Consider the following 19,583-nt stretch of genomic DNA (forward strand, 5'->3'; position numbering starts at 1 on the left):
CGCGGGGGTTGCGGCCGCAGGCTGGAAGCACCACGCCGGGCCGCTGGATAACGGGCCGGCGAACGATCCGGTGCACGGCGGACGGCGGACGGCCGACGGCCACCGGCGCCCGGCCCGACGTCCAAGGAGCAGCAGCATGAAGACCCGCACCCGCGTTCTCACCGGTACCGCCCTCGCCGTCGCGCTCGGCGCCGGCACCTTCGGCGCGGTCAGCGCGAACGCCGCGCAGGCCGAGGTGCAGGCCGCGCCGGCCGCCGCGACCGCTAAGAACGAGGTGGGCGAGAAGAACTTCACCACCTCGACCCACTTGACCGTCGACGCAGCCACCCGCGCCGCCCAGGGTGCGCTGGAGGCCGCCCGCAAGGAGAACCAGAAGGTGACGGTCGCGGTCGTGGACCGCAACGGCAACACCATCGTCACCCTCCGCGGCGACGGCGCCGGCCCGCAGTCGTACGAGTCGGCACAGCGCAAGGCCTTCACCGCCGTGTCCTGGAACGCGCCGACCTCGGTGCTCGTGGGCCGCCTCGCCCAGGCCCCGAACCTGAAGGACATCCCCGGCACCCTGTTCCTCGGCGGCGGTGTCCCGGTCCAGGCGGGCGGTGCCCCGGTGGCCGGCATCGGCGTCGCCGGCGCCCCGAGCGGTGACCTCGACGAGAAGTTCGCCAAGGCCGGCGTCGAGGCCCTGGAGAAGTAGTCCGGACGGACCGGGGCGGGCGGGGCCGCACCACAGTTCCAATCGGGCTGTAGTGTGACGAGATGCCCCATAGCATCGGCCGCGTGGAAACCGGCGCGGCCCCGCACCCTTCCGGTCGGGCGAGGCTCCCCCGCCTTCCCCGCCTCGCCCGTGCCGTCCGCCTCGGCGCCCCTGCCGTAGCCGCCCTGCTCGCGCTCACCACGGCGTGCACGGGCAGCACGGTGCAGGGGCGGCCGGGCGCGTCGGGCCTGCGCGACCCGTACTTCCCGAAGGCGGGCAACGGCGGCTACGAGGTCGACCACTACGGCCTGGACCTGTCGTACGACCCCGAGAAGGGGCTGCTGCAGGGCAAGGCCGTGATCACGGCCCGGGCCGAGCAGGGGCTCAGCTCGTTCAACCTCGACTTCAGCGGCCTGAAGGTCGAGGCCGTCACGGTGCAGGGCGCCGGTGCCCGGTTCAACCGCACCGGCAACGAGCTGACCGTGCGCCCGGCCAAGGACCTGCGGAACGGGGAGGTCTTCCGCACGGAGGTCCGGTACGGCGGCAGGCCCAAGGCCCTCTCCGATCCGGACGGCTCGGCGGAGGGCTGGATCCCCGTCGCGGACGGGGCGTTCGCGGTCGGCGAGCCGGTCGGGTCCATGACCTGGTTCCCCGGTAACCACCACCCCAGCGACAAGGCCGCCTACGACATCACCCTCACCGTCCCGAAGGGCTACGAGGCGGTGTCCAACGGGCTGCTTGGCTCGCGCACCGACACCGGCGACGGCCGGACCGCGTTCGCCTGGCACAGCGCCGACCCGGTCGCGAGCTACCTGGTCACGGCGGCCGTCGGGAAGTTCAGGGTGACGACCGGTCGGACCCCGTCCGGTCTGCCGCTGTACACGGCCGTGTCCCCCGGGGAGCCGGAGGGCGGCGGGCCCGCCCTCGCGCGGCTGCCGGAGATGGTGGAGTGGGCCGCGGGACGGTTCGGCCCGTACCCGTTCGCGGCCGCGGGTGCGATCGTGGCACCGTCCGAGACCCTGTCGTACGCGTTGGAGACGCAGACCCGGCCGGTCTTCTCCGGCGCCCCCGACGAGGAGCTGGTCCTGCACGAGCTGGCGCACCAGTGGTTCGGGAACTCGGTGTCGCCGAAGTCCTGGAAGGACATGTGGCTCAACGAGGGCTTCGCCACGTACGCGGAGTGGCTGTGGTCCGAGGACCACGGCGGCCCGTCCGTCCAGCGCCGCTTCGACGCCTTCGTGGCCGGCGACGACTCCGTCGACCCCGCCGCCGACTCCGACTGGGACGAGTTCCCGCCGGCTGCACCGCCCGGCCCGGGGGACATCTCCTCGGGCCCGGTGTACTACCGGGGCGCGATGGTGCTGCACCGGATCCGGCAGGAGGTCGGTGACGAGAGGTTCTTCGCGCTGCTGCGCGGCTGGGTAGCCGACCACCGGCACGGCAACGCGAGCACGGCCGACTTCACCGCCTACGCGGAGCGGAAGACCGGCACGGACCTGTCGCGGGTCTGGGACGCCTGGCTGTACGGCAGGAAGGCCCTGCCCAGGCCCTGACCCGCGCCGCCGGCGGGTGTCAGGGGGCCGGCGGGCGGCGGTGGCGGAGCTCCTTGCGCAGCACCGTGCAGTCCCGGCCCAGTTCCCGGTCCTTCGCGTGTCGCAGGAAGGCGTAGCCGCGGGCCGTCCAGAACGCGAGGGCGCCCGCGTTGCCGTCCAGTACGGCGATGCGTACGGCCTCGCGGCCCGCGGCCCGGAAGCGGTCCTCGACGTGGTCCGCGAGGGCGCTGCCGTGACCCGACCGGTGCGCGCCGGCGTCGACGATCAGCAGGCCGATCCACGGGTCCGGGTCGCCGGAGGCGGGGTCCGGGTGGTGGGCGAGGACGGCGGCCAGGGCGACGAGCCGGCCGGCGGAGCGGGCGAGGAGGACCTCGGCGCCGTCGTGGGCGAGTTCGTCGGCCAGGGCGCGGGCGACCTGTCCGACCGTGATGCGGTGCGGGTCGGGGAAGTCGCCGCTGAGTTCGAAGAAGGCGTGGTTCGTGGCGTAGAGGTCGGTGATCTCGGTGAGGACGGGCCCCGGCAGGGCGTGGTCCGCCGGCACCAGCGGTTCGATGATCATCTCCGGCACGCTAGCGGAGGCCGTCGTGGTGCGCGCACCGGTTTGCGCGGGCCGGCGGGGTGCGGCGAAGCCCCCTCCCCGGCCGGCGGCCGGGAGGGGGCTTCGGGCCGGGGTGGCTCGGGCGCCGGCTCAGACGTTGACGCCGAAGTCCTGGGCGATGCCGGCCAGGCCCGAGGCGTAGCCCTGGCCGACCGCGCGGAACTTCCACTCGGCGCCGTTGCGGTAGAGCTCGCCGAAGACCATGGCGGTCTCGGTGGCCGCGTCCTCGGAGAGGTCGTAGCGGGCGATCTCGGCGCCGCCGGTCTGGTTGACGACGCGGATGTAGGCGTTGCGGACCTGGCCGAAGTTCTGCTGGCGGGTCTCGGCGTCGTAGATCGAGACCGGGAAGACGATCTTGTCGACGTCGGCCGGGAGGGCGGCCAGGTTGACCTTGATGGCCTCGTCGTCGCCCGCGCCCTCGCCGGTGCGGTTGTCACCGGTGTGCACGATGCTCTGGTCCGGGGTGGACTTGTTGTTGAAGAAGACGAAGTGGCTGTCCGAGACGACCTTGCCCATCGCGTTGACCGCAATGGCGGAGGCGTCCAGGTCGAAGTCGACACCGGTCGTCGTCCGCGTGTCCCAGCCGAGGCCGACCGTGACGGCGCTGAGGCCGGGGGCCTCCTTCGTGAGCGAGACGTTGCCGCCCTTGGACAGGCTTACTGCCATTGTGACTGGTGTCCCTTCCTCGTCGCTGACCGCGAGATGTGCGGTCAAGGTACCGCTGACCTTCATAACGCGGGGAGGGGCCCCGCAGGTTCCAGCCCGCCGCGTTCCGCCCGGATTTCCTCCGCGGGATTCCGTCGGGCCTTCTCCTGCGGCTCTCCTTCGGACGGTGCGCGGTCCGACGGTACGCAAATACGGGTGACGGGGGCGTGAACGGGGCGGGATCATGGGGCCATGCCTGGTCCCTATGTCATCCGCGGCTCCGTCGTGCTCCCCGAGGCCGAACTCTCGTGGCGGTTCTCGCGTTCCTCCGGGCCGGGCGGCCAGCACGTGAACACCTCGGACTCCCGGGTGGAGCTGCTGTTCGACCTGGCCGCGACGAAGGCGCTGCCCGAGGTGTGGAAGGGGCGGGCGCTGGAGCGCCTCGCCGCGCGCCTGGTGGGCGGGGTGCTGGCGGTACGGGCCTCCGAGCACCGCTCGCAGCTGCGCAACCGGGAGATGGCGCTGGTCAGGATGGCCTCCCTGCTCGCGGAGGCGACGGCCCCGCCGCCCAGGCAGCGCCGCGCGACGAAGATCCCGCGCGGGATCAACGAGCGGCGGCTGCGGGAGAAGAAGGCGCGTGGCGAGACGAAGCGCGGCCGCTCGGGCCGAGACTGGTAGCGGCCGGGCGGCCGGGGTCGGCGGTCGGACGGCAGCGGCCGGCGGTCGCCGGGCGGCCCGGTCGCTACGGCGCCAGCCTGCGGTAGCGGCCGCGGAAGTACGCGAGCGGCGCGGCGTCGGGCGCCGGCAGCGACGAGGTGAGCACGCGGCCGATGACCAGGGTGTGGTCGCCGGCGGGGACCCGGTCCTCGGTGCGGCACTCCAGCGTGGCCAGTGCCCCCGCGGGCAGCGGCGCCCCGGAGACCTCGCCGCGCACGTACGGCAGGTCGGCGAAGAGCAGCCGGTCGCTGATCCGGCCCTTCATCGAGAAGCGGCTCGCGATCTGCACCTGGTGGTCGGCGAGCAGCGAGACCGCCCACAGCGGCTGCTCCGCCAGCAGGTCGTCCATCCGCGACCCCTCCCGCAGGCTGACGAGGACCAGCGGCGGGTCGAGGGACACCGACAGGAAGGCGGTGGCCGTCATCCCGACGTCCTCGCCGCGCGGACCGTCCTCGGTCAGCGGGGGCTCGTGGGCGGTGACCAGGCAGACGCCCGCCGCGAGTCGGGACAGCGCGGCGCGGAACTCGTCGTGGCTCACACCTTCAGGATGAAGGCTCGCGGTGGTCGGTACGGGTACGGGGGTCGTCTTCGGCACGCCTGGAACGCTAGTCTCGCCCTCCCCAGGAGCACATCGGACCCGGGGCCGAGTCGTGTCCCGGACCCTTGGCCTAGGCCTCACGCGTATCGTGTGCCGCCGGAATGGCGGGGGAGCGCTCGCGGGCGCAGAAGCCGTCAGCTGGCGCCTTTATTCATCTGATGTGACTTAAGTCACAGAGGGCAAGATTTGTTGACCCTGTGTACCTGCCGCACAGCTCACTGTGATTCAGTGGACGGGACACCGCAACGAAACGCCGATGACAAAACTGGAGTTGCTGTCGAGGTCTCGGGGAGAGCGAGCGATGGAGACCGAGTCAGAGCCGTACGTCCGTCTTGCGACCCTGCGGCAGCTGCACCGGGTGGTGGCCGATCTCAACACGGCCAGGAGTCTGGCCGACACCCTGCAGACCGTCGTGGACGGCATCGTCACCGGCCTCGGCTACGAACTCGCCTGCGTCAACCTCGTACGCCCTGACGGCGACCTCGTCGTCGCCGCCTTCGCCGGCGACCCCGCCGCGGAAGCCCTGATCACCGGCCGCGTCGGCTCCCGCGCCTCCTGGGAGCGCCGCCTGGCCATGGGCGAGGACTGGGACGGCCTGCGCTTCATCCCGCACACCGAGGGCTGGGTCCTGCTGGAGGACGACGTGCCCCAGTGGCACACCGACGGCCCCGACCCGCGGTTCGAGGACGAGTGGCACCCCGAGGACCGGCTCTACGCCCCCATGTACGCGACCGGTGGGGAACTCCTCGGCGTGATCTCCGTGGACCGGCCGCGCAACGGGCGCCACCCCGGCGCCTGGGGGCGCGAGGCGCTCCAGATGTACGCCTTCCAGGCCGCCATAGCGATCAGCAACGCCCGGCTCCGCGCGAACATGCAGCGCGCCCTGGTCCGCCTCGAACGCGAGCAGCAGGCCCTGCGCGCCAGCGAGGAGTCCTTCCGGCAGGCCTTCGAGTACGCGCCCAGCGGCATGGCCATCGCCGAGATGGGCGGGGACCAGCACGGCCGGCTGCTGCGCACCAACGACGCCCTGTGCCGGCTGCTCGGCCGGCCCGCCTCCGTCCTGCGCCGGTACTCCTTCTCCGACCTGGTCCACCCCGAGGACATCGGCACCCTGCTGCGCACCTCCGCCGAGGGCGGCCGCGCCGAACTGCGCCTCGGCCGCCGCGACGGCACCTACGTGTGGGTCTCGCTGCGCAACTCCGTGGTCGCCGACGCCGCCGACGGCCCCCGGTTCCTCCTCACGCACGTCGAGGACATCGAGGAGCGCAAGCGCCACGAGCTCCAGCTCGCCCACCGGGCCAGCCACGACTCCCTCACCGGCCTGCCCAACAGCGCCGAGCTGCGCGCCCGGCTCTCGGCCCGGCTGTGCCGCATGCCACAGCAGACGATGCGCTCCGCCGCCGTGGAGGCGCTCGACGCCGCGTACGAGGGCCGGGGCGTCGACGCCGCCGTCCTGGCGGGCGGCCCCCCGGGCGCCGGCGACCCCGGCGACCCCGGCTTCCGGTACGACGGCTTCCCCGAGCCCTTCGACCTCTCCGGCGGTGTGGACCCGTACGACCACCACGTACACGCGGTGGCGCCCGCCTCCGAGGTCGACGACGGGACCAAGGGGCTCGCAGTGCTCTTCTGCGACCTCGACGGGTTCAAGTCGATCAACGACCGGTTCGGGCACCACACCGGCGACGCGGTGCTGATCGAAGTGGCCCGCCGACTGACGACGGGCGTCCGCGACGGTGACACCGTCGCTCGGCTGGGTGGTGACGAGTTCGTCGTCCTCGCCGACGGACTGGGCGCCGCCGACGCCGCCGACCTCGCCGTCCGGCTGCGCAACGCGATCATCCCGCCGATCCGGGTGGACGGCCGTGCGGTGCGTGTCGGCGCCAGTTTCGGCATCGGATGGGCCAGCTGCGGCATGTCGGCGGACGAGGTGCTGCGCTCGGCCGACCAGCGTATGTACATCGAGAAACGGTCTCGTTCCAAAGCACATCGCAGGGCGGGCTGAGGCCGTCGGCCGCCCGTGGGCGCACGTGTTCGGGGTAGGCTCCCCAGGATTGAAAGGAGTGACCTGCGATGACGACGCCCGCGAACAACGGCCCGAACAGCGGGGCGAACAAGCCCGAGGACGACGATCCGTTCGGCTACCTCTACGCGGACGGTCAGGCTGCGGAAACCGGGGCCGGAGCGGCGCGCGGTGTTCCCCGCACGTCGTACAACCAGGTGCGCACGGTCGGCGAGCGTACGTACGGCGGCCAGCGCGGCCAGGTTCCGCCCCAGCAGCAGCCCGGCTACCAGGCCCAGTACCAGGCCCCGGAGGCGCTGCAGGCGGGCGGCTACGGCGTGCCGCAGCAGCAGCCCCCGACGGCGTCGATGCAGGCGCAGGGCGGCGGTTCGGGCGCCCGCTCCGCCCGCGGCGGCCGCGGCAGCAGCAGCTCCAGCCAGCGCGGCATGCTCATCGCGGCGGTCGCCGTGGTCGCGGCGGTCGCGATCGGCATCGGCGCCGCCGTGGCCTTCGGCGACAAGGGCGACAAGAACACCGCCGACAAGGGCGGCACGCAGAGCCAGCAGCAGCAGCCGCAGCCGCAGAACTCCGGCGCGTCGGAGGCCCCGAGCCCCTCGGCCTCCCCCGACGTGCAGCTGCCGAAGGGGGACGCCGCGGGCGCGGGCATGGCCCTGACCGGCGGCGCCCTGCTCCAGAACACGGTGCCCGGCGGGAAGGGGGCCGGCGGCCAGTACGTCGGCAACTTCAACCAGACCGGTGCGGCGCTGACCTGGACCGCGGACATCCCGAACGGCGGGGACTACACGCTCTTCGTGAACTACGCGGTGCCCGGCAAGGACGCGAAGGTCACCCTGACGGTCAACGGTCAGAACCCGACGCAGTCCCTGAACCTGGCGAACTTCGCCAAGGCCGACGCCGGTGCCTGGGACAAGGGGTGGACGCGCACCTACGCGTTCATCAAGCTCAACAAGGGCACCAACACGATGAAGATCTCGTGCGAGGCCGGCAACCAGTGCGAGGCCATCTTCGACCAGCTCTCGCTGGGCCAGGGCTGGGTCAAGCGCTGACCCGCTCGTGAACCCGGCCGGCCCCGTCGCAACCGCGGCGGGGCCGGTTTCGCGTGCGCGGGTTGACGGACCTTCAACAGCCGGTGACGCAGACCTTCCTGCGCAGCTCCTCGTACGTGCACGGGTCGAACTCCCCCGCCGCCGGAGCGAGGACCGTGGCGGCGGACAGGGCGACCGCGCGACTCAGCCGGTCCGGCCAGTCCAGCCCCTCGACCAGGCCCGACAGCAGGCCAGCCACCGCCGAGTCGCCGGCCCCGGTCGGATTCCCGGACAGGGGCCGGGGCGGCGCCGCCTGCCAGGTGCCCTCGGGGGTGGCGGCCAGCAGGCCCTCCGGGCCGAGCGAGGTGACCACGGCGTGCGCGCCGCGGCGGCGGGCGTCGCGACTGGCCTGCACCGGCTCGCGGGAGCCGGTGAGTTCGGCTACCTCGGCGGCGTTCGGCTTGACCATCTCGGGCCGGGCGGCGATCCCGCGGCGCAGGGCCTCGCCGCTGGTGTCCAGGAGCACCGGCACCCCGGCCGCGCGCGCCGCCCGTACGAGGACGGCGTACGCGCCGACCGGCACGCCCGGCGGCAGGCTGCCGCACAGGGCCACCGCCTCGGCGCCGGCGAGCAGGGCCCCGTACCGCTCCACGAACTCCGCCCACTCCCCGGAACCGATCAGCGGGCCCGGCTCGTTGAACTGCGTGGTGTCGCCCGACGATTCGTCGACCACGGCCAGGGTGCGGCGCGTGGGGCCCGCGCAGGGGACCAGGGCGTCCGTCACGCCGGGGCAGTCGGCGAGCAGTTCGCGGACGGCGGCGCCGGTGCGGCCGCCCGCGAAGCCGGTCGCGGTCACCGGCCGGCCCAGCGCGGCCAGTACGCGGGCCACGTTGAGGCCCTTGCCGCCGGGCCGCTCGGTCACGGCGGTGACCCGGTGCGTGGCGTGCGGAGTCAGCCTCGGTACGCGGTGGGTGACGTCGAGTGCGGTGTTGAGCGTCACGGTCAGGATCATGGTTCTTCAGGTCCCGGTCTCGGTGTGTGCCGGGATCATGTCAAAGACGGGGCGGGCCGCCCAGTCCTGCGGGCCCTCCGCCCCCGCCCCCGTCGTCCGAAACCCCCGATCGGCGGTCACCGCCGCGCCGCACTGCTGCTAGGGGTGGTGCGGGCGCTACGGGTGCGCCTCCAGCGGGTTGACGATCCATTCGCCGCGCCGCATGACGCCCTTCAGGTCGAACGTGGCGTCGAGGACCACCAGGTCGGCGTGCTTGCCCGGCTCCAGGGAGCCCACCTGGTCGTACAGGCCGAGCAGTCTGGCCGGGTTGGCGGAGATCGCCTGGACCACCGACTCGACGGGCAGCCGGTCCAGGGTCACCGAGCGCTTGAACGCGGTGTCCAGGGTCAGCGTGGACCCCGCGATCGAGCCGCCCTCGACGAGCCGTGCCACGCCCTGCTTCACCTCCACCTCCAGCGGGCCGAGGTGGTAGGTCCCGTCGCCGAAGCCGGCCGCGTCCATCGCGTCGGTGATCAGGGCGACGCGGTGGGCGCCGGCGTGGTGGAAGGCCAGCTCCAGCATCGCCGGGTGCAGGTGGGTGCCGTCGTTGATCAGCTCGACGGTGACCCGCTCGTCCTCCAGTAGCGCGGCGATCGGGCCCGGGGCGCGGTGTTCCATGCCGGGCATCGCGTTGTACAGGTGCGTGGCCACCGTGGCGCCCGCGTCGATGGCCTGGCGGGTCTGGTCGTACGTGGAGTCGGTGTGCCCGATCGCGGCGATCACCCCGTGCTCCGCCAGCAGCCGTACGGAGTCCAGCCCGCCGGGCAGCTCGGTGGCGAGGGTGACCATGCGGGCGGCACCGTGGGAGGCGTCGACCAGCTTGCGGACCTCGGCCGGGTCGGGGTCGCGCAGCAGCTCCGCCTTGTGCGCGCCCTTGCGGCAGGGGTTGATGAACGGGCCCTCGAAGTGGATGCCCGCGATCTCGCCCTGCTGGGTCAGCTCGGCGAGCAGCCCGGCCCGGCGGGCCAGTTCGTCCAGGTCTCCGGTGACCGTGGACGCGACCAGGGTGGTGGTGCCGTGCTCACGGTGCGTCCGTACGCCCTTGAGCACCTCCTCGGCGGTGCCGGAGGTGAACGAGGCGCCGCCGCCCCCGTGGTTGTGCATGTCGACGAAACCGGGCACGACCCAGTGGCCGGACAGGTCGACGACGGCCGCGTCCTCGGGGGCACTGCCGGCGATCCGGCCGCCCTCCACGATGACGCGCCCGCCCGCCACGATCCCGGTGGGCAGCACCACCCGGGCGCCGGAGAGAACGGTGCTGTGTGCGCTTCCGGCCATCAGGCAGGTACCTCCGTGGCGAGTAGGTCCCAGGCGAGCAACCCTGCGCCCAGGCATCCGGCGGTGTCCCCGAGGGCCGCCGGGACGATGTCGGGGAGCCGCTGGAACGTCACGCGCTCCTCGACGGCCGCCCTGAGCGGTGCGAACAAAATTTCCCCCGCCTCGGCGAGTCCTCCGCCGATGATCAGCGTGCCCGGGTCCAGCAGGGTGATCGCCGTGACCAGGCCGTCGGCGAGCGCGTCGACGGCCGTGAGCCACACCTCCCGGGCCGCCGCGTCGCCGGACGCCACGGCCTTGGCGCAGTCCGCCGCGTCGGCGTCCGGGGCGCCGCAGGCGGCCGCCCAGGCGCGGCTCACGGCGGAAGCGGAGGCCAGGGTCTCCAGGCAGCCGCGCTGCCCGCAGCCGCAGGGGAGGCCGCCCGGGCGGACCACGATGTGGCCGATCTCGCCGGCGTAGCCGTGGGCGCCGGCCTCGATGCGGCCGGCGATGCCGATGGCACCCGCGATGCCGGTGCCGAGCGGGACGAACAGGAAGCGGTCGGCGCCCCGACCGGCCCCGATCCGGCCCTCGGCGAGCCCGCCCGTGCGCACGTCGTGGCCCAGGGCCACGGGGAGGGAGTCGAGGCGGGCGCTGAGCAGCTCGCGCATCGGCACGTCGCGCCAGCCGAGGTTGGCCGCGTAGACGGCGGTCCCGGCCGCGGCGTCGACGATGCCGGGTACGGCCACGCCGGCCGCGGAGGCGGGCGCTGCGAAGCGCTCGCGGCCGAGTACGTGCAGCTCGGCGGCGAACTCCAGGATCGTCTCGACGACGGCTTCGGGGCCCCGGTCGCGGCCGGTGGCGCGGCGCGCCTCGTGGAGCAGGGTGCCGTCCTCGGCGATGAGGGCGGCCTTGATCCCGGTGCCGCCCACATCGAGGGCGATGACGTGTTTCACGGGTTTCACAGTCGACAGTCTCGCTCGCTCGGTCGGGAAAGGTCTAGTCCATTGGAGGGGATTGTTGAGCTGCCATACAAATTCCGGCCCCGAATCGGCTCCGAATGTGGAAGAGAGGCCAAAGTGGTGTAGACCTTACGTGGATCGTACGTACAACCTTGGGTGGATCGAGAACTGTGAAGGGCCGTTACCTGCGCCTGGCCGCAACCGGAACCGCACTGAGCCTGGCCGCGGCGGCACTGACCGGATGCGGAAGCGTCACCGGGGACAACGAGGTGACCCTCCGGGTCGTGGCGGCCGACTACGGGGACAATCCACAGAACTCCTCGACGACCTGGTGGAAGGAGCTCGCGGCCGGCTTCCAGAAGGACCACCCCGAGATCAAGGTCGAGGTCAGCGTCTACAACTGGTCCGAGGTCGACGCCAAGGTCGCCGAGATGGTCAAGGCCGGAAAGGCCCCCGACATCGCCCAGATCGGCGCCTACGCCGACTACGCGGCCGCCGGCAAGCTGTACACGGCCGAGGAGCTCCTGTCGGTGAAGACCGAAGCGGACTTCCTCGCGCCGCTCGCGGACGCCGGCAAGATCCGCCGCACCCAGTACGGCATGCCGTTCGTGGCCAGCACCCGCCTGCTCTTCTACAACGAGAAGCTGTTCGCGGACGCCGGGATCATCCCCAAGGACGCCAAGGGCGGCTGGCAGCCCAAGAGCTGGGCCGACCTGGAGGCCGCTGCGAAGAAGCTCAAGGGCGCGGGCGTCAGCACCCCCTTCGCCCTGCCGCTGGGCCGCGAGGAGGCGCAGGCCGAGACGATGCAGTGGCTCCTCGCGGGCGGGGGCGGCTACACCGACAACGAGGAGGGCTACGCGATCGACGCCCAGCCCAACGTCAAGACCTTCGAGTTCCTCCGCGACAAGCTGGTCGGCCAGGGCCTGACCGGGCCGACCGAGCCCGGCAAGACCGACCGGCAGGCCGCCTTCGACGCCTTCACCCGCGGCGAGGTCGGCATGCTCAACGGCCACCCGACCCTGATGAAGCAGGCCGCGGCGAAGGGCGTGAAGTTCGGCATGGTGCCGCTGCCGACCGTCGACGGCACCGACCAGCCGGCGATGGGCGTCGCGGACTGGGTCATGGCCTTCAAGAACGGGCACCGCGCGCCGACCGGCAAGTTCCTCGACTACCTCTACGAGTCGAAGAACCAGACGTCCTTCACCAAGAAGTACGACCTGCTGCCGGTCACCACCAGCGGTTACCGGGCCGTGGAGGCCGGCAGCGGCGGGTCCTCGACCCAGATGAAGACCTTCCTCACGGCTCTGCCGAACTCGCGGCTGTACCCGGTCGGCAAGAAGTCCTGGTCCGCGGTGAGCGAGAACATCAAGCAGAACATCGGCCGCGCCGTGCAGCCCAACGCGCAGCCGCAGAAGGTCCTGGAGGAGATCGCCGCCCAGGCCCGCACCGCCGACAACCGCTGACGGCGGCTGACGGCGGCGGGCCCTTGCCGGCCGTTGCCTGCTGCTGCCGGCCCGGGCCGGCGCCCCTGACCCCCGCCCCCCGACACCCACCCGAGCTTGGCGGCCCCGTGGGTGTCGGTGGGCGGCGTTAATCTGGCCGTATGACGGACGACGGGCAGCTCACGGCCGCCGAGGCCGCGGTGCTCGCGTACGAGGGACGCACCTGGCCCGGGCCCGGGGCCAAGGAGCGGGCGATACGCGAAGGACTGGGGATGACCCCCGTCCGCTACTACCAGCTGCTCAACGCCCTGATGGACGACCCGCGGGCCCTCGCCCACGCCCCGGGCACCGTCAACCGCCTGCGCCGCATCCGCGAGGCCCAGCGCGCCCGCCGCTGAGCGAGGCGTACGAGTGCCGTACGAGTCGCCAGCGCGCCCGCCGCTGAGCGAGGCGTACGAGTGCCGTACGAGTCCTCGCGTGCCGTAGCCGTGGCCCGGCCGGGCCGTTAGGGTCGTGCCCATGGGGAGCCATCCGCACGACCTGCCGATGCCCGTCACCGCCGCCGGCCGCGAAGGGCTCGCGGCCCTGCTCCGCGCACCACGCCGCGGCGTGGTCGCCCTGGACTTCGACGGCACCCTCGCCGAGATCGTCCCCGACCCCGACCAGGCGCGCGCCCACCCCGCCGCCGTCCCCGCCCTCAGCGCCCTGGCCCCCGAGGTGGCCTCGGTGGCCGTGATCACCGGCCGGCCGGCGGGCGTCGCCGTCCGGCTGGGGGGCTTCGCCGGGGTGCCGGGCCTGGAGCACCTCGTCGTCCTCGGCCACTACGGGGCCGAGCGCTGGGACGCCGTCACCGGCATCGTCCACGCCCCCGCCGAACACCCGGGGGTGGCCGCGGTACGGGCCGAGCTGCCCGGGTTCCTGGACTCCATCGGTGCCTGGCAGGGCACCTGGATCGAGGAGAAGGGCCGCGCCCTCGCCGTCCACACCCGCCGCGCCGAGGACCCGGCCGCCGCCTTCGCCGCGCTGCGGGAGCCGCTGTCCGACCTGGCCGCCCGGCACGGGCTGATCGTGGAACCGGGGCGGGCCGTGCTGGAGCTGCGGCCCCCGGGTATGGACAAGGGCGTCGCCCTGACCGAGTACCTGGAGGCGACCGGGGCCGAGGCGGTGGTCTACGCCGGGGACGACCTGGGCGATCTCGCGGCGTACGCGGCCGTCGAGAAGCGGAGGGCCGAGGGGCTGCCGGGGCTTTTGGTGTGCAGTGGTTCGGAAGAGGTTCCGGAGCTGGCCTCCCGGGCCGACCTGGTCCTGCCGGGGCCCGCCGCCATCACGTCCTTCCTGTCGGCCCTCGCCGCCTCCCTCCACGCCTGACACCCCGCCCCGCTGCCGGGCTGCCGGTTGCCGCTGCGCGGAGCCGGTTCCCCACCCCGCCCCTTCCCGAAACCGGGCTCCGCCCGGACCCCTGCGGGGGCTCCGCCCCCACACCCCCGCGCCTCAAACGCCGGCGGGGCTGGATTTTCCAGAAACCGGGCTCCGCCCGGACCCCTGCGGGGGCTCCGCCCCCACACCCCCGCGCCTCAAACGCAGGCGGGGCTGGATTTTCCAGCCCGCGCAGCGGCGCCCGGCGCCGCCGGGCCGGGGCGGCGGGGTCAGGCCGAGGTGGTGCGGAGGGCGGTCAGCTGGGCCGTGAACCAGCGCGCCGGCGGCATGGCCGTGGCGGCCGCGGCCAACCGCTTCGTCCGGTCCAGCCGCTCCCCACCCGGCATGGACAGCGCCTCGTGCAACGCCTCCGCCGTCTGGGTCACGTCGTACGGGTTCACCGTCACCGCATCGCCCCGCAGCTCCCCGTACGCCCCCGCCCCGGTGGACAGCACCAGCGCGCAGCCCTGCTCCGACACCACCGGGATCTCCTTCGCGACGAGGTTCATCCCGTCCCGCACCGGGTTGACCAGCGCCACGTCCGCCAGCCGGTACGCGGCCAGGGACCGGGCGAAGTCGTCCTGTACCGACAGCAGCACCGGCTGCCAGTCCTCCGTGCCGAACTCCGCGTTGATCTCGGCGGCCAGGTCCCGGACGGCCGTCGTGTACGACCGGTAGACCTCCAGGTCCTGCCGCGACGGGTACGCGGACGCCAGGTGGACCACCCGCCCGCGCCATTCGGGGTGGCCGATCAGCAGCTCCCGGTAGGCGAGGAGGCCGCGCACGATGTTCTTCGACAGCTCCGTCCGGTCCACCCGGACGATCGCCTTGCGGTCCCCGATCTCGGCACGCAGTCCGGCCAGCCGGTCGTCGACCTCCGGCCGGTGCGCGAGCCGCCGCAGTTCGTCGCCGTCGACGCCGAGCGGGTAGGCGACGACGTCGGTGCGCCGGTGCTGCACCGGGCCGAGCATGGCCTTGCGGACGTACCGCTCCCCGCCCGTTCCCGAGGGCACGAGCGGTTCGGCCGTGCCCCGCTCGTCGTCCAGGCGGGCGCAGTCGAGGAAGGAGTGCGCCCAGGCCCAGGTGTGGAAGCCGAGCAGGTCGGCGCCGAGCATGCCCCAGAGCAGTTCCCGCCGGACGCCGTCGGGCAGCATGGCGAGGAACTCCCACGACGCCCACGGGGTGTGCGTGAAGTGGGCGATCCGCAGGTCGGGCCGCAGCTCGCGGAGCAGCCCCGGCACCAGCGCCAGGTGGTAGTCCTGGACCAGTACGCAGGCGCCGTCGGCCGCCTCCTCGGCCAGGGCCTCGGCGAAGGCCAGGTTGTAGGCGGTGTACGCCTCCCACTGGCGCCGGAAGGCCGCGTCGAAGACGGGGGTGCGCGGGATGTCGTACAGATGGTGGTGGGTGAACCAGAGCACCGAGTTCGCGATGTCGTTGTAGGCGGCGTCGTACACGGCCGGGTCGATGTCGAGCATGCGCACGCCCGGCTCGGCGACGCCCCGGCGGACGGCCTCGCGGTCCGCGTCCGACAGGGCGGCGCAGATCCACAGGGCGTCCGGCTGCTCGGCGAGCGCGGCCGACAGGCCGGAGACGAGGCCGCCCCCGCCGCGCCGGGCGCCGAGGGTGCCGTCGGCGTCGAGGGCGTAGGAGAGCGGACCGCGGTTGGCTGCGACGAGAACGTGGGAAGCCATGCGGCGAACCTAGCCCGGCCCGCCCCGCCTCAAACGTCCGTTCCCGCCCCCGGCGGGTCCCTGACGCGCCCCTGACACCGTCGGAACGGGTGGTACCGGGCGTCAGGCGACGCGCCGCACCGCGTACTCCTCGATCTCCAGCATCGGCGGCCGTTCCTCGGTGTCCACGGCGTGGGTGCGCGGTTCGAACCCGGCCGGCCCGCGCTCGAACTGCGTCAGCACCGGCCGCACCTGGGGGTACCCCCAGCGGTAGCTGGGGGAGTGCCCGCGCGAGAGCCGCAGCTGCGCCGTCCGGTAGATCGCCGCGGCCATCCGGCCGAGCGCCTGCCCGTCCTGGTGGCGGTGCAGCCGTACCCCGACGTCCACCTGGGCGAGGGCGTCCAGCCCGACCGTGTGCAGCGCGTCCACCAGCAGGCCCAGCTCGACGCCGTAGCCGACGGGGAAGGGCAGCCGCTCCAGCAGCGAGCGGCGTACGGCGTACTCGCCGCCCAGCGGCTGGACGAAGCCGGCCAGCTGCGGCCAGTGCAGGTTGAGCAGGGGCCGGGCGACGAGCTCGGTGACCCGGCCGCCCTGTCCGGGGGTGTCGCCGAGCGGGCGGTCGTACATCGCCTTGACGAACTGCACGTCCGGCTCGGTCAGCAGCGGGCCGACGATCCCGGTGACGAAGGCGGCCGAGAAGTCCCGCAGGTCCGCGTCGACGAAGCAGACGACGTCGCCGGTCGTGGCCAGCAGCGAGCGCCACAGCACCTCGCCCTTGCCGCGCACGGCCGGGATGCGGGGCAGGATGTCGTCACGGTGGACGACGCGGGCGCCGGCCTTCGCGGCGACCTCGGCGGTGCGGTCGGTGGAACCGGAGTCGACCACGACCAGTTCGTCGACGAGCGGGAAGGCGGGCCGTTCGACGAGATCGCGCCGGATCACCTCCACGATCGCGCCGACCGTCGCCTCCTCGTCGAGCGCGGGCAGGACGACGCTGACCCTGGTGCCCGACGCCCGTTTCGCGGCGAGGAGCTGGTCGAGCGGTCGGTCGGCAACGGACCAGGAACGGTCCGCGAGCCAGCGCTCCACCTCTTCCAGCACGTTCGGCACTCCCTGTTTCGTCGGCTGTTCACCGGGCCGTTCCGGCCGAAAAGCGATCCATCTCGCGCATCGGACAGCCGTCTCAACCGCCCGAGCCTTCGGTTACAGTCTTGAACAACGCGAAGGACCGCCGCATGCCGGGGGTCCTTCGGACAAACGCGTCGGCGCGCCACGAGCGCGCGGAACGGCGCCATACCGCTCATCCAGAGGGGCAGAGGGACACGGCCCGTTGAAGCCCCGGCAACCCTCCAGTCGGTTTCCCGCGACTGCGTGCAGCAGCAGCGAGGTCCCCGGCTAGGGAAGGTGCCAATTCCGTCTCATGGCGAAGTGCGCCATGAGGAAGATGAGGAGAAAGGGCCTCGCCATCATGGCTGCACAGACCGTTGCCACCCCTTCCGCCGCACCCTCTGCCGGCTCCTCCGCCGTCGACCTCGGCCCCGCCTCGGGTCTGTCCTGTCGGGAGTGCGGTACCCGCTTCGAGCTCGGCCCCGTTTTCGCCTGCGTCGAGTGCTTCGGCCCGCTGGAGGTCGCGTACGAGCTCCCGGTCGGCGACCCCGAGGCCCTGCGCGCCGCGATCGAGGCCGGCCCGAGCAACATCTGGCGCTACGCCCCGCTGCTGCCCGTCCCCGCCGACGTGGCCGGAAAGCCCAGCCTGAACCCGGGCTTCACCCAGCTCGTCGACGCCGAGAACCTGGCCAAGGAGCTCGGCATCACCGGCAAGCTCTACGTCAAGGACGACTCCGGCAACCCGACGCACTCCTTCAAGGACCGCGTCGTCGCGATCGCCGTCGAGGCCGCCCGCGCGTTCGGCTTCACCACGCTCTCCTGCTCCTCCACCGGCAACCTGGCCGGCGCCGTCGGCGCCGCGGCCGCCCGGGCCGGCTTCCGCTCCTGCGTGTTCATCCCGCACGACCTGGAGCAGGGCAAGGTCGTCATGGCCGGCGTGTACGGCGGCGACCTGGTCGGCATCGAGGGCAACTACGACGACGTGAACCGCTTCTGCTCCGAGCTGATCGGCGACCCGCTGGGCGAGGGCTGGGGCTTCGTCAACGTGAACCTGCGCCCGTACTACGGCGAGGGGTCGAAGACCCTCGCCTACGAGATCTGCGAGCAGCTGGGCTGGCAGCTGCCCGACCAGATCGTCGTCCCGATCGCCTCCGGCTCCCAGCTCACGAAGATCGACAAGGGCCTGCAGGAGCTGATCAGGCTGGGCCTCGTCGAGGACAAGCCGTACAAGATCTTCGGTGCGCAGGCCGAGGGCTGCTCCCCGGTGTCGACCGCCTTCAAGGCCGGGCACGACGTGGTCCGCCCGCAGAAGCCGAACACGATCGCCAAGTCGCTCGCCATCGGCAACCCGGCTGACGGCCCCTACGTCCTGGACATCGCGCGCCGCACCGGCGGCTACGTCGAGGACGTGACGGACGAGCAGGTCGTCGAGGCCATCAGGATCCTGGCCCGGACCGAGGGCATCTTCGCCGAGACCGCGGGCGGCGTGACCGTCGGCGTGACGAAGAAGCTCATCGAGAACGGGCGGCTCGACCCCGCGCTGACCACCGTCGTCCTCAACACCGGTGACGGCCTGAAGACCCTGGAGGCGGTGGCCGCGGACAGCGGGCAGACCGCCACCATCCGCCCCAGCCTGGACGCGTTCCGCGCCGCCGGCCTGGCCTGACCCGACCATCCCCCCCCGCTCTACCGGAAGGGCAGTAGTGCCATGAGCGTCAACGTCCGCATCCCCACCATCCTGCGCACCTACACGGGCGGCCGGGCCGAGGTCCCGGCCGAGGGCGCGACCCTCGCCGAGGTCATCGCCTCGCTGGAGCAGGACCACCCCGGCATCGCCGCGCGCGTCCTCGACGACCAGGGCAGGCTGCGCCGCTTCGTGAACGTCTACGTGAACGACGACGACGTGCGCTTCGAGGGCGGCCTGCAGGCGGCGACCCCGGACGGTGCGGGTGTCTCCATCATTCCCGCCGTAGCCGGCGGCTGCTGATTCGTCGTACCGGGATTACCCCCTCCGCCGTTAAGCGGAGGGGGTAATTCTGCTTGGTTGGGCGCGGTAGAGTTGGGGAAGCCCCCTCCGCTGTTCTTGCCCGCCGCATATGAGCGGGCCCCGTGAGGGGTGACATTGAGTCAATGTGGGCGTGCGGTATGGGGCTTTGGCGTGATATGCCGGGTCCGAGTTGCCCGGGAATACGTTGAATTTTCGGCCTATTTGGCAACTTCGGTGTGACCGGAATTCTCGTCGGATTGACCTGTTGCAGACAGCACCGGTGCAGATACATTCAGCCGCGGTCGAGGCGTTCCGGCGCAAGTTCTGACCCGGGACCGCGAAGTGCGGTCCCGCGCAAGGGCCAGTAATAGGGGAGTTAGGCATGGCTCAGGGCACCGTCAAGTGGTTCAACGCGGAGAAGGGCTACGGCTTCATCGCGGTCGACGGTGGTGCGGATGTGTTCGTCCACTACAGCGCCATCCAGATGGACGGGTACCGCACCCTTGAAGAGGGTCAGCGGGTCGAGTTCGAGATTTCGCAGGGCCAGAAGGGCCCGCAGGCGGACATGGTCAAGCTCGCCGTCTGAGACCGGCGCGATCGACCGCACCGACGCGTACACGAGGGTCCGCACCCTGAGGAGGGGTGCGGACCCTTCGTGCGTCCGGGGTCGGCGGCCGCCGGTGCGCCGGGAGCCGGCCGGCGGCATGGCCGGGGATGGCCGAAGCCGCTTGCACTCGCGGGGGTCGAGTGCTAATCATTGGTTAGCACTCTCCCGAGGAGAGTGCTACTACACGGGACCGGGTCGGTGAGGCCCGCAGCGTCCGGCGGGAAGGAACCGCCGGGC

General features: G+C 72.7%; 19 protein-coding genes and 1 riboswitch. Of the genes, 11 read left to right on the forward strand and 8 right to left on the reverse strand.

Translation table 11 applies throughout. The features are described from left to right. Window positions 1-136: 136 nt before the first annotated feature. Entirely contained in the window at window positions 137-694 is a 558-nt protein-coding gene (locus ACSHWO_RS19060) for a GlcG/HbpS family heme-binding protein (protein WP_361094898.1), read from the forward strand. Between the two features lie 62 nt (window positions 695-756). Further along, on the forward strand, window positions 757-2,247 hold the full coding sequence (locus ACSHWO_RS19065; protein ID WP_361094895.1) for a M1 family metallopeptidase: 1,491 nt from the start codon (window positions 757-759) through the stop codon (window positions 2,245-2,247). A 19-nt stretch (window positions 2,248-2,266) separates the two neighbouring features. Here ACSHWO_RS19065 and ACSHWO_RS19070 read toward each other — a convergent pair whose 3' ends face one another. Further along, the gene (locus ACSHWO_RS19070; protein ID WP_438313286.1) at window positions 2,267-2,806 is read right to left on the reverse strand and encodes an N-acetyltransferase family protein; all 540 of its coding nucleotides are present in this window, start codon (window positions 2,804-2,806) and stop codon (window positions 2,267-2,269) included. A 129-nt stretch (window positions 2,807-2,935) separates the two neighbouring features. Beyond that, the gene (locus tag ACSHWO_RS19075) at window positions 2,936-3,511 is read right to left on the reverse strand and encodes a TerD family protein (RefSeq protein WP_361094890.1); all 576 of its coding nucleotides are present in this window, start codon (window positions 3,509-3,511) and stop codon (window positions 2,936-2,938) included. Between the two features lie 231 nt (window positions 3,512-3,742). Here ACSHWO_RS19075 and arfB point away from each other — a divergent pair, with 231 nt between their 5' ends. Continuing rightward, entirely contained in the window at window positions 3,743-4,168 is a 426-nt protein-coding gene (gene arfB, locus ACSHWO_RS19080; protein ID WP_438313288.1) for an alternative ribosome rescue aminoacyl-tRNA hydrolase ArfB, read from the forward strand. A 64-nt stretch (window positions 4,169-4,232) separates the two neighbouring features. Here arfB and ACSHWO_RS19085 read toward each other — a convergent pair whose 3' ends face one another. Then, window positions 4,233-4,802, reverse strand: coding sequence for a flavin reductase family protein (locus ACSHWO_RS19085; protein WP_385840910.1), 570 nt, complete (start codon window positions 4,800-4,802; stop codon window positions 4,233-4,235). A 304-nt stretch (window positions 4,803-5,106) separates the two neighbouring features. Here ACSHWO_RS19085 and cdgB point away from each other — a divergent pair, with 304 nt between their 5' ends. Together cdgB and ACSHWO_RS19095 are read left to right on the forward strand one after the other, a co-directional pair. Next, entirely contained in the window at window positions 5,107-6,807 is a 1,701-nt protein-coding gene (gene cdgB, locus ACSHWO_RS19090) for a diguanylate cyclase CdgB (protein WP_438313290.1), read from the forward strand. Between the two features lie 68 nt (window positions 6,808-6,875). Continuing rightward, window positions 6,876-7,871 carry a CBM35 domain-containing protein gene (locus tag ACSHWO_RS19095; RefSeq protein WP_361094878.1) on the forward strand — a complete coding sequence of 332 codons (996 nt, stop codon included), beginning with the start codon at window positions 6,876-6,878 and terminating at the stop codon, window positions 7,869-7,871. 73 nt (window positions 7,872-7,944) lie between these two features. Here ACSHWO_RS19095 and ACSHWO_RS19100 read toward each other — a convergent pair whose 3' ends face one another. The 3 genes from ACSHWO_RS19100 to ACSHWO_RS19110 all read right to left on the reverse strand — a co-directional run bounded on the left by ACSHWO_RS19100 (window position 7,945) and on the right by ACSHWO_RS19110 (window position 11,111). Beyond that, window positions 7,945-8,862, reverse strand: a complete 918-nt coding sequence (locus ACSHWO_RS19100; protein ID WP_404241359.1) for a 1-phosphofructokinase family hexose kinase — start codon at window positions 8,860-8,862, stop codon at window positions 7,945-7,947. 156 nt (window positions 8,863-9,018) lie between these two features. Beyond that, complete coding sequence (nagA, locus tag ACSHWO_RS19105; RefSeq protein WP_361094872.1) at window positions 9,019-10,179, reverse strand: N-acetylglucosamine-6-phosphate deacetylase; 1,161 nt, start codon at window positions 10,177-10,179, stop codon at window positions 9,019-9,021. Continuing rightward, on the reverse strand, window positions 10,179-11,111 hold the full coding sequence (locus ACSHWO_RS19110; protein ID WP_438313292.1) for an ROK family protein: 933 nt from the start codon (window positions 11,109-11,111) through the stop codon (window positions 10,179-10,181). The genes nagA and ACSHWO_RS19110 overlap by 1 nt, the downstream gene beginning before the upstream one ends. 176 nt (window positions 11,112-11,287) lie before the next feature. On the opposite strand from ACSHWO_RS19110, the gene ACSHWO_RS19115 reads away from it, so the two are divergent. The 3 genes from ACSHWO_RS19115 to otsB all read left to right on the forward strand — a co-directional run bounded on the left by ACSHWO_RS19115 (window position 11,288) and on the right by otsB (window position 13,927). Continuing rightward, window positions 11,288-12,580 carry an extracellular solute-binding protein gene (locus ACSHWO_RS19115; RefSeq protein WP_438313294.1) on the forward strand — a complete coding sequence of 431 codons (1,293 nt, stop codon included), beginning with the start codon at window positions 11,288-11,290 and terminating at the stop codon, window positions 12,578-12,580. A 140-nt stretch (window positions 12,581-12,720) separates the two neighbouring features. Continuing rightward, the gene (locus tag ACSHWO_RS19120) at window positions 12,721-12,957 is read left to right on the forward strand and encodes a DUF3263 domain-containing protein (RefSeq protein ID WP_404241356.1); all 237 of its coding nucleotides are present in this window, start codon (window positions 12,721-12,723) and stop codon (window positions 12,955-12,957) included. A gap of 121 nt (window positions 12,958-13,078) precedes the next feature. Beyond that, window positions 13,079-13,927, forward strand: a complete 849-nt coding sequence (gene otsB / locus ACSHWO_RS19125) for a trehalose-phosphatase (RefSeq protein WP_438313296.1) — start codon at window positions 13,079-13,081, stop codon at window positions 13,925-13,927. 278 nt (window positions 13,928-14,205) lie between these two features. Here the strand turns inward: otsB and ACSHWO_RS19130 are convergent, their stop codons facing one another. Together ACSHWO_RS19130 and ACSHWO_RS19135 are read right to left on the reverse strand one after the other, a co-directional pair. Then, complete coding sequence (locus tag ACSHWO_RS19130; RefSeq protein WP_438313298.1) at window positions 14,206-15,666, reverse strand: alpha,alpha-trehalose-phosphate synthase (UDP-forming); 1,461 nt, start codon at window positions 15,664-15,666, stop codon at window positions 14,206-14,208. A 102-nt stretch (window positions 15,667-15,768) separates the two neighbouring features. After that, window positions 15,769-16,746, reverse strand: a complete 978-nt coding sequence (locus ACSHWO_RS19135) for a glucosyl-3-phosphoglycerate synthase (RefSeq protein WP_438313300.1) — start codon at window positions 16,744-16,746, stop codon at window positions 15,769-15,771. Window positions 16,747-16,942: 196 nt separating this feature from the next. After that, window positions 16,943-17,096, forward strand: a riboswitch (SAM riboswitch). A 17-nt stretch (window positions 17,097-17,113) separates the two neighbouring features. On the opposite strand from ACSHWO_RS19135, the gene thrC reads away from it, so the two are divergent. The 3 genes from thrC (at window position 17,114) to ACSHWO_RS19150 (ending at window position 19,325) form a co-directional block, all read left to right on the forward strand. Continuing rightward, a complete protein-coding gene (gene thrC / locus ACSHWO_RS19140) occupies window positions 17,114-18,418 on the forward strand; it encodes a threonine synthase (protein ID WP_438313302.1) in 1,305 nt (434 codons plus the stop codon). Window positions 18,419-18,460: 42 nt separating this feature from the next. After that, complete coding sequence (locus tag ACSHWO_RS19145; RefSeq protein ID WP_438313304.1) at window positions 18,461-18,739, forward strand: MoaD/ThiS family protein; 279 nt, start codon at window positions 18,461-18,463, stop codon at window positions 18,737-18,739. Between the two features lie 382 nt (window positions 18,740-19,121). Next, complete coding sequence (locus tag ACSHWO_RS19150; protein WP_005315736.1) at window positions 19,122-19,325, forward strand: cold-shock protein; 204 nt, start codon at window positions 19,122-19,124, stop codon at window positions 19,323-19,325. Window positions 19,326-19,583 lie beyond the last annotated feature (258 nt).

Source organism: Streptomyces pallidus (ex Mingjun et al. 2026), from assembly GCF_051550185.1.
Lineage (GTDB): Bacteria > Actinomycetota > Actinomycetes > Streptomycetales > Streptomycetaceae > Streptomyces.

Bases quoted from the DNA above. Each gene is read 5' to 3' on its own strand.
- ACSHWO_RS19060 (WP_361094898.1), top strand. From the start codon at position 137: ATGAAGACCCGCACCCGCGTTCTCACCGGTACCGCCCTCGCCGTCGCG.
- ACSHWO_RS19065 (WP_361094895.1), top strand. From the start codon at position 757: ATGCCCCATAGCATCGGCCGCGTGGAAACCGGCGCGGCCCCGCACCCT.
- ACSHWO_RS19070 (WP_438313286.1), bottom strand. From the start codon at position 2,806: ATGATCATCGAACCGCTGGTGCCGGCGGACCACGCCCTGCCGGGGCCC.
- ACSHWO_RS19075 (WP_361094890.1), bottom strand. From the start codon at position 3,511: ATGGCAGTAAGCCTGTCCAAGGGCGGCAACGTCTCGCTCACGAAGGAG.
- arfB (WP_438313288.1), top strand. From the start codon at position 3,743: ATGCCTGGTCCCTATGTCATCCGCGGCTCCGTCGTGCTCCCCGAGGCC.
- cdgB (WP_438313290.1), top strand. From the start codon at position 5,107: ATGGAGACCGAGTCAGAGCCGTACGTCCGTCTTGCGACCCTGCGGCAG.
- ACSHWO_RS19095 (WP_361094878.1), top strand. From the start codon at position 6,876: ATGACGACGCCCGCGAACAACGGCCCGAACAGCGGGGCGAACAAGCCC.
- ACSHWO_RS19100 (WP_404241359.1), bottom strand. From the start codon at position 8,862: ATGATCCTGACCGTGACGCTCAACACCGCACTCGACGTCACCCACCGC.
- nagA (WP_361094872.1), bottom strand. From the start codon at position 10,179: ATGGCCGGAAGCGCACACAGCACCGTTCTCTCCGGCGCCCGGGTGGTG.
- ACSHWO_RS19120 (WP_404241356.1), top strand. From the start codon at position 12,721: ATGACGGACGACGGGCAGCTCACGGCCGCCGAGGCCGCGGTGCTCGCG.
- otsB (WP_438313296.1), top strand. From the start codon at position 13,079: ATGGGGAGCCATCCGCACGACCTGCCGATGCCCGTCACCGCCGCCGGC.
- ACSHWO_RS19130 (WP_438313298.1), bottom strand. From the start codon at position 15,666: ATGGCTTCCCACGTTCTCGTCGCAGCCAACCGCGGTCCGCTCTCCTAC.
- thrC (WP_438313302.1), top strand. From the start codon at position 17,114: ATGGCTGCACAGACCGTTGCCACCCCTTCCGCCGCACCCTCTGCCGGC.
- ACSHWO_RS19145 (WP_438313304.1), top strand. From the start codon at position 18,461: ATGAGCGTCAACGTCCGCATCCCCACCATCCTGCGCACCTACACGGGC.
- ACSHWO_RS19150 (WP_005315736.1), top strand. From the start codon at position 19,122: ATGGCTCAGGGCACCGTCAAGTGGTTCAACGCGGAGAAGGGCTACGGC.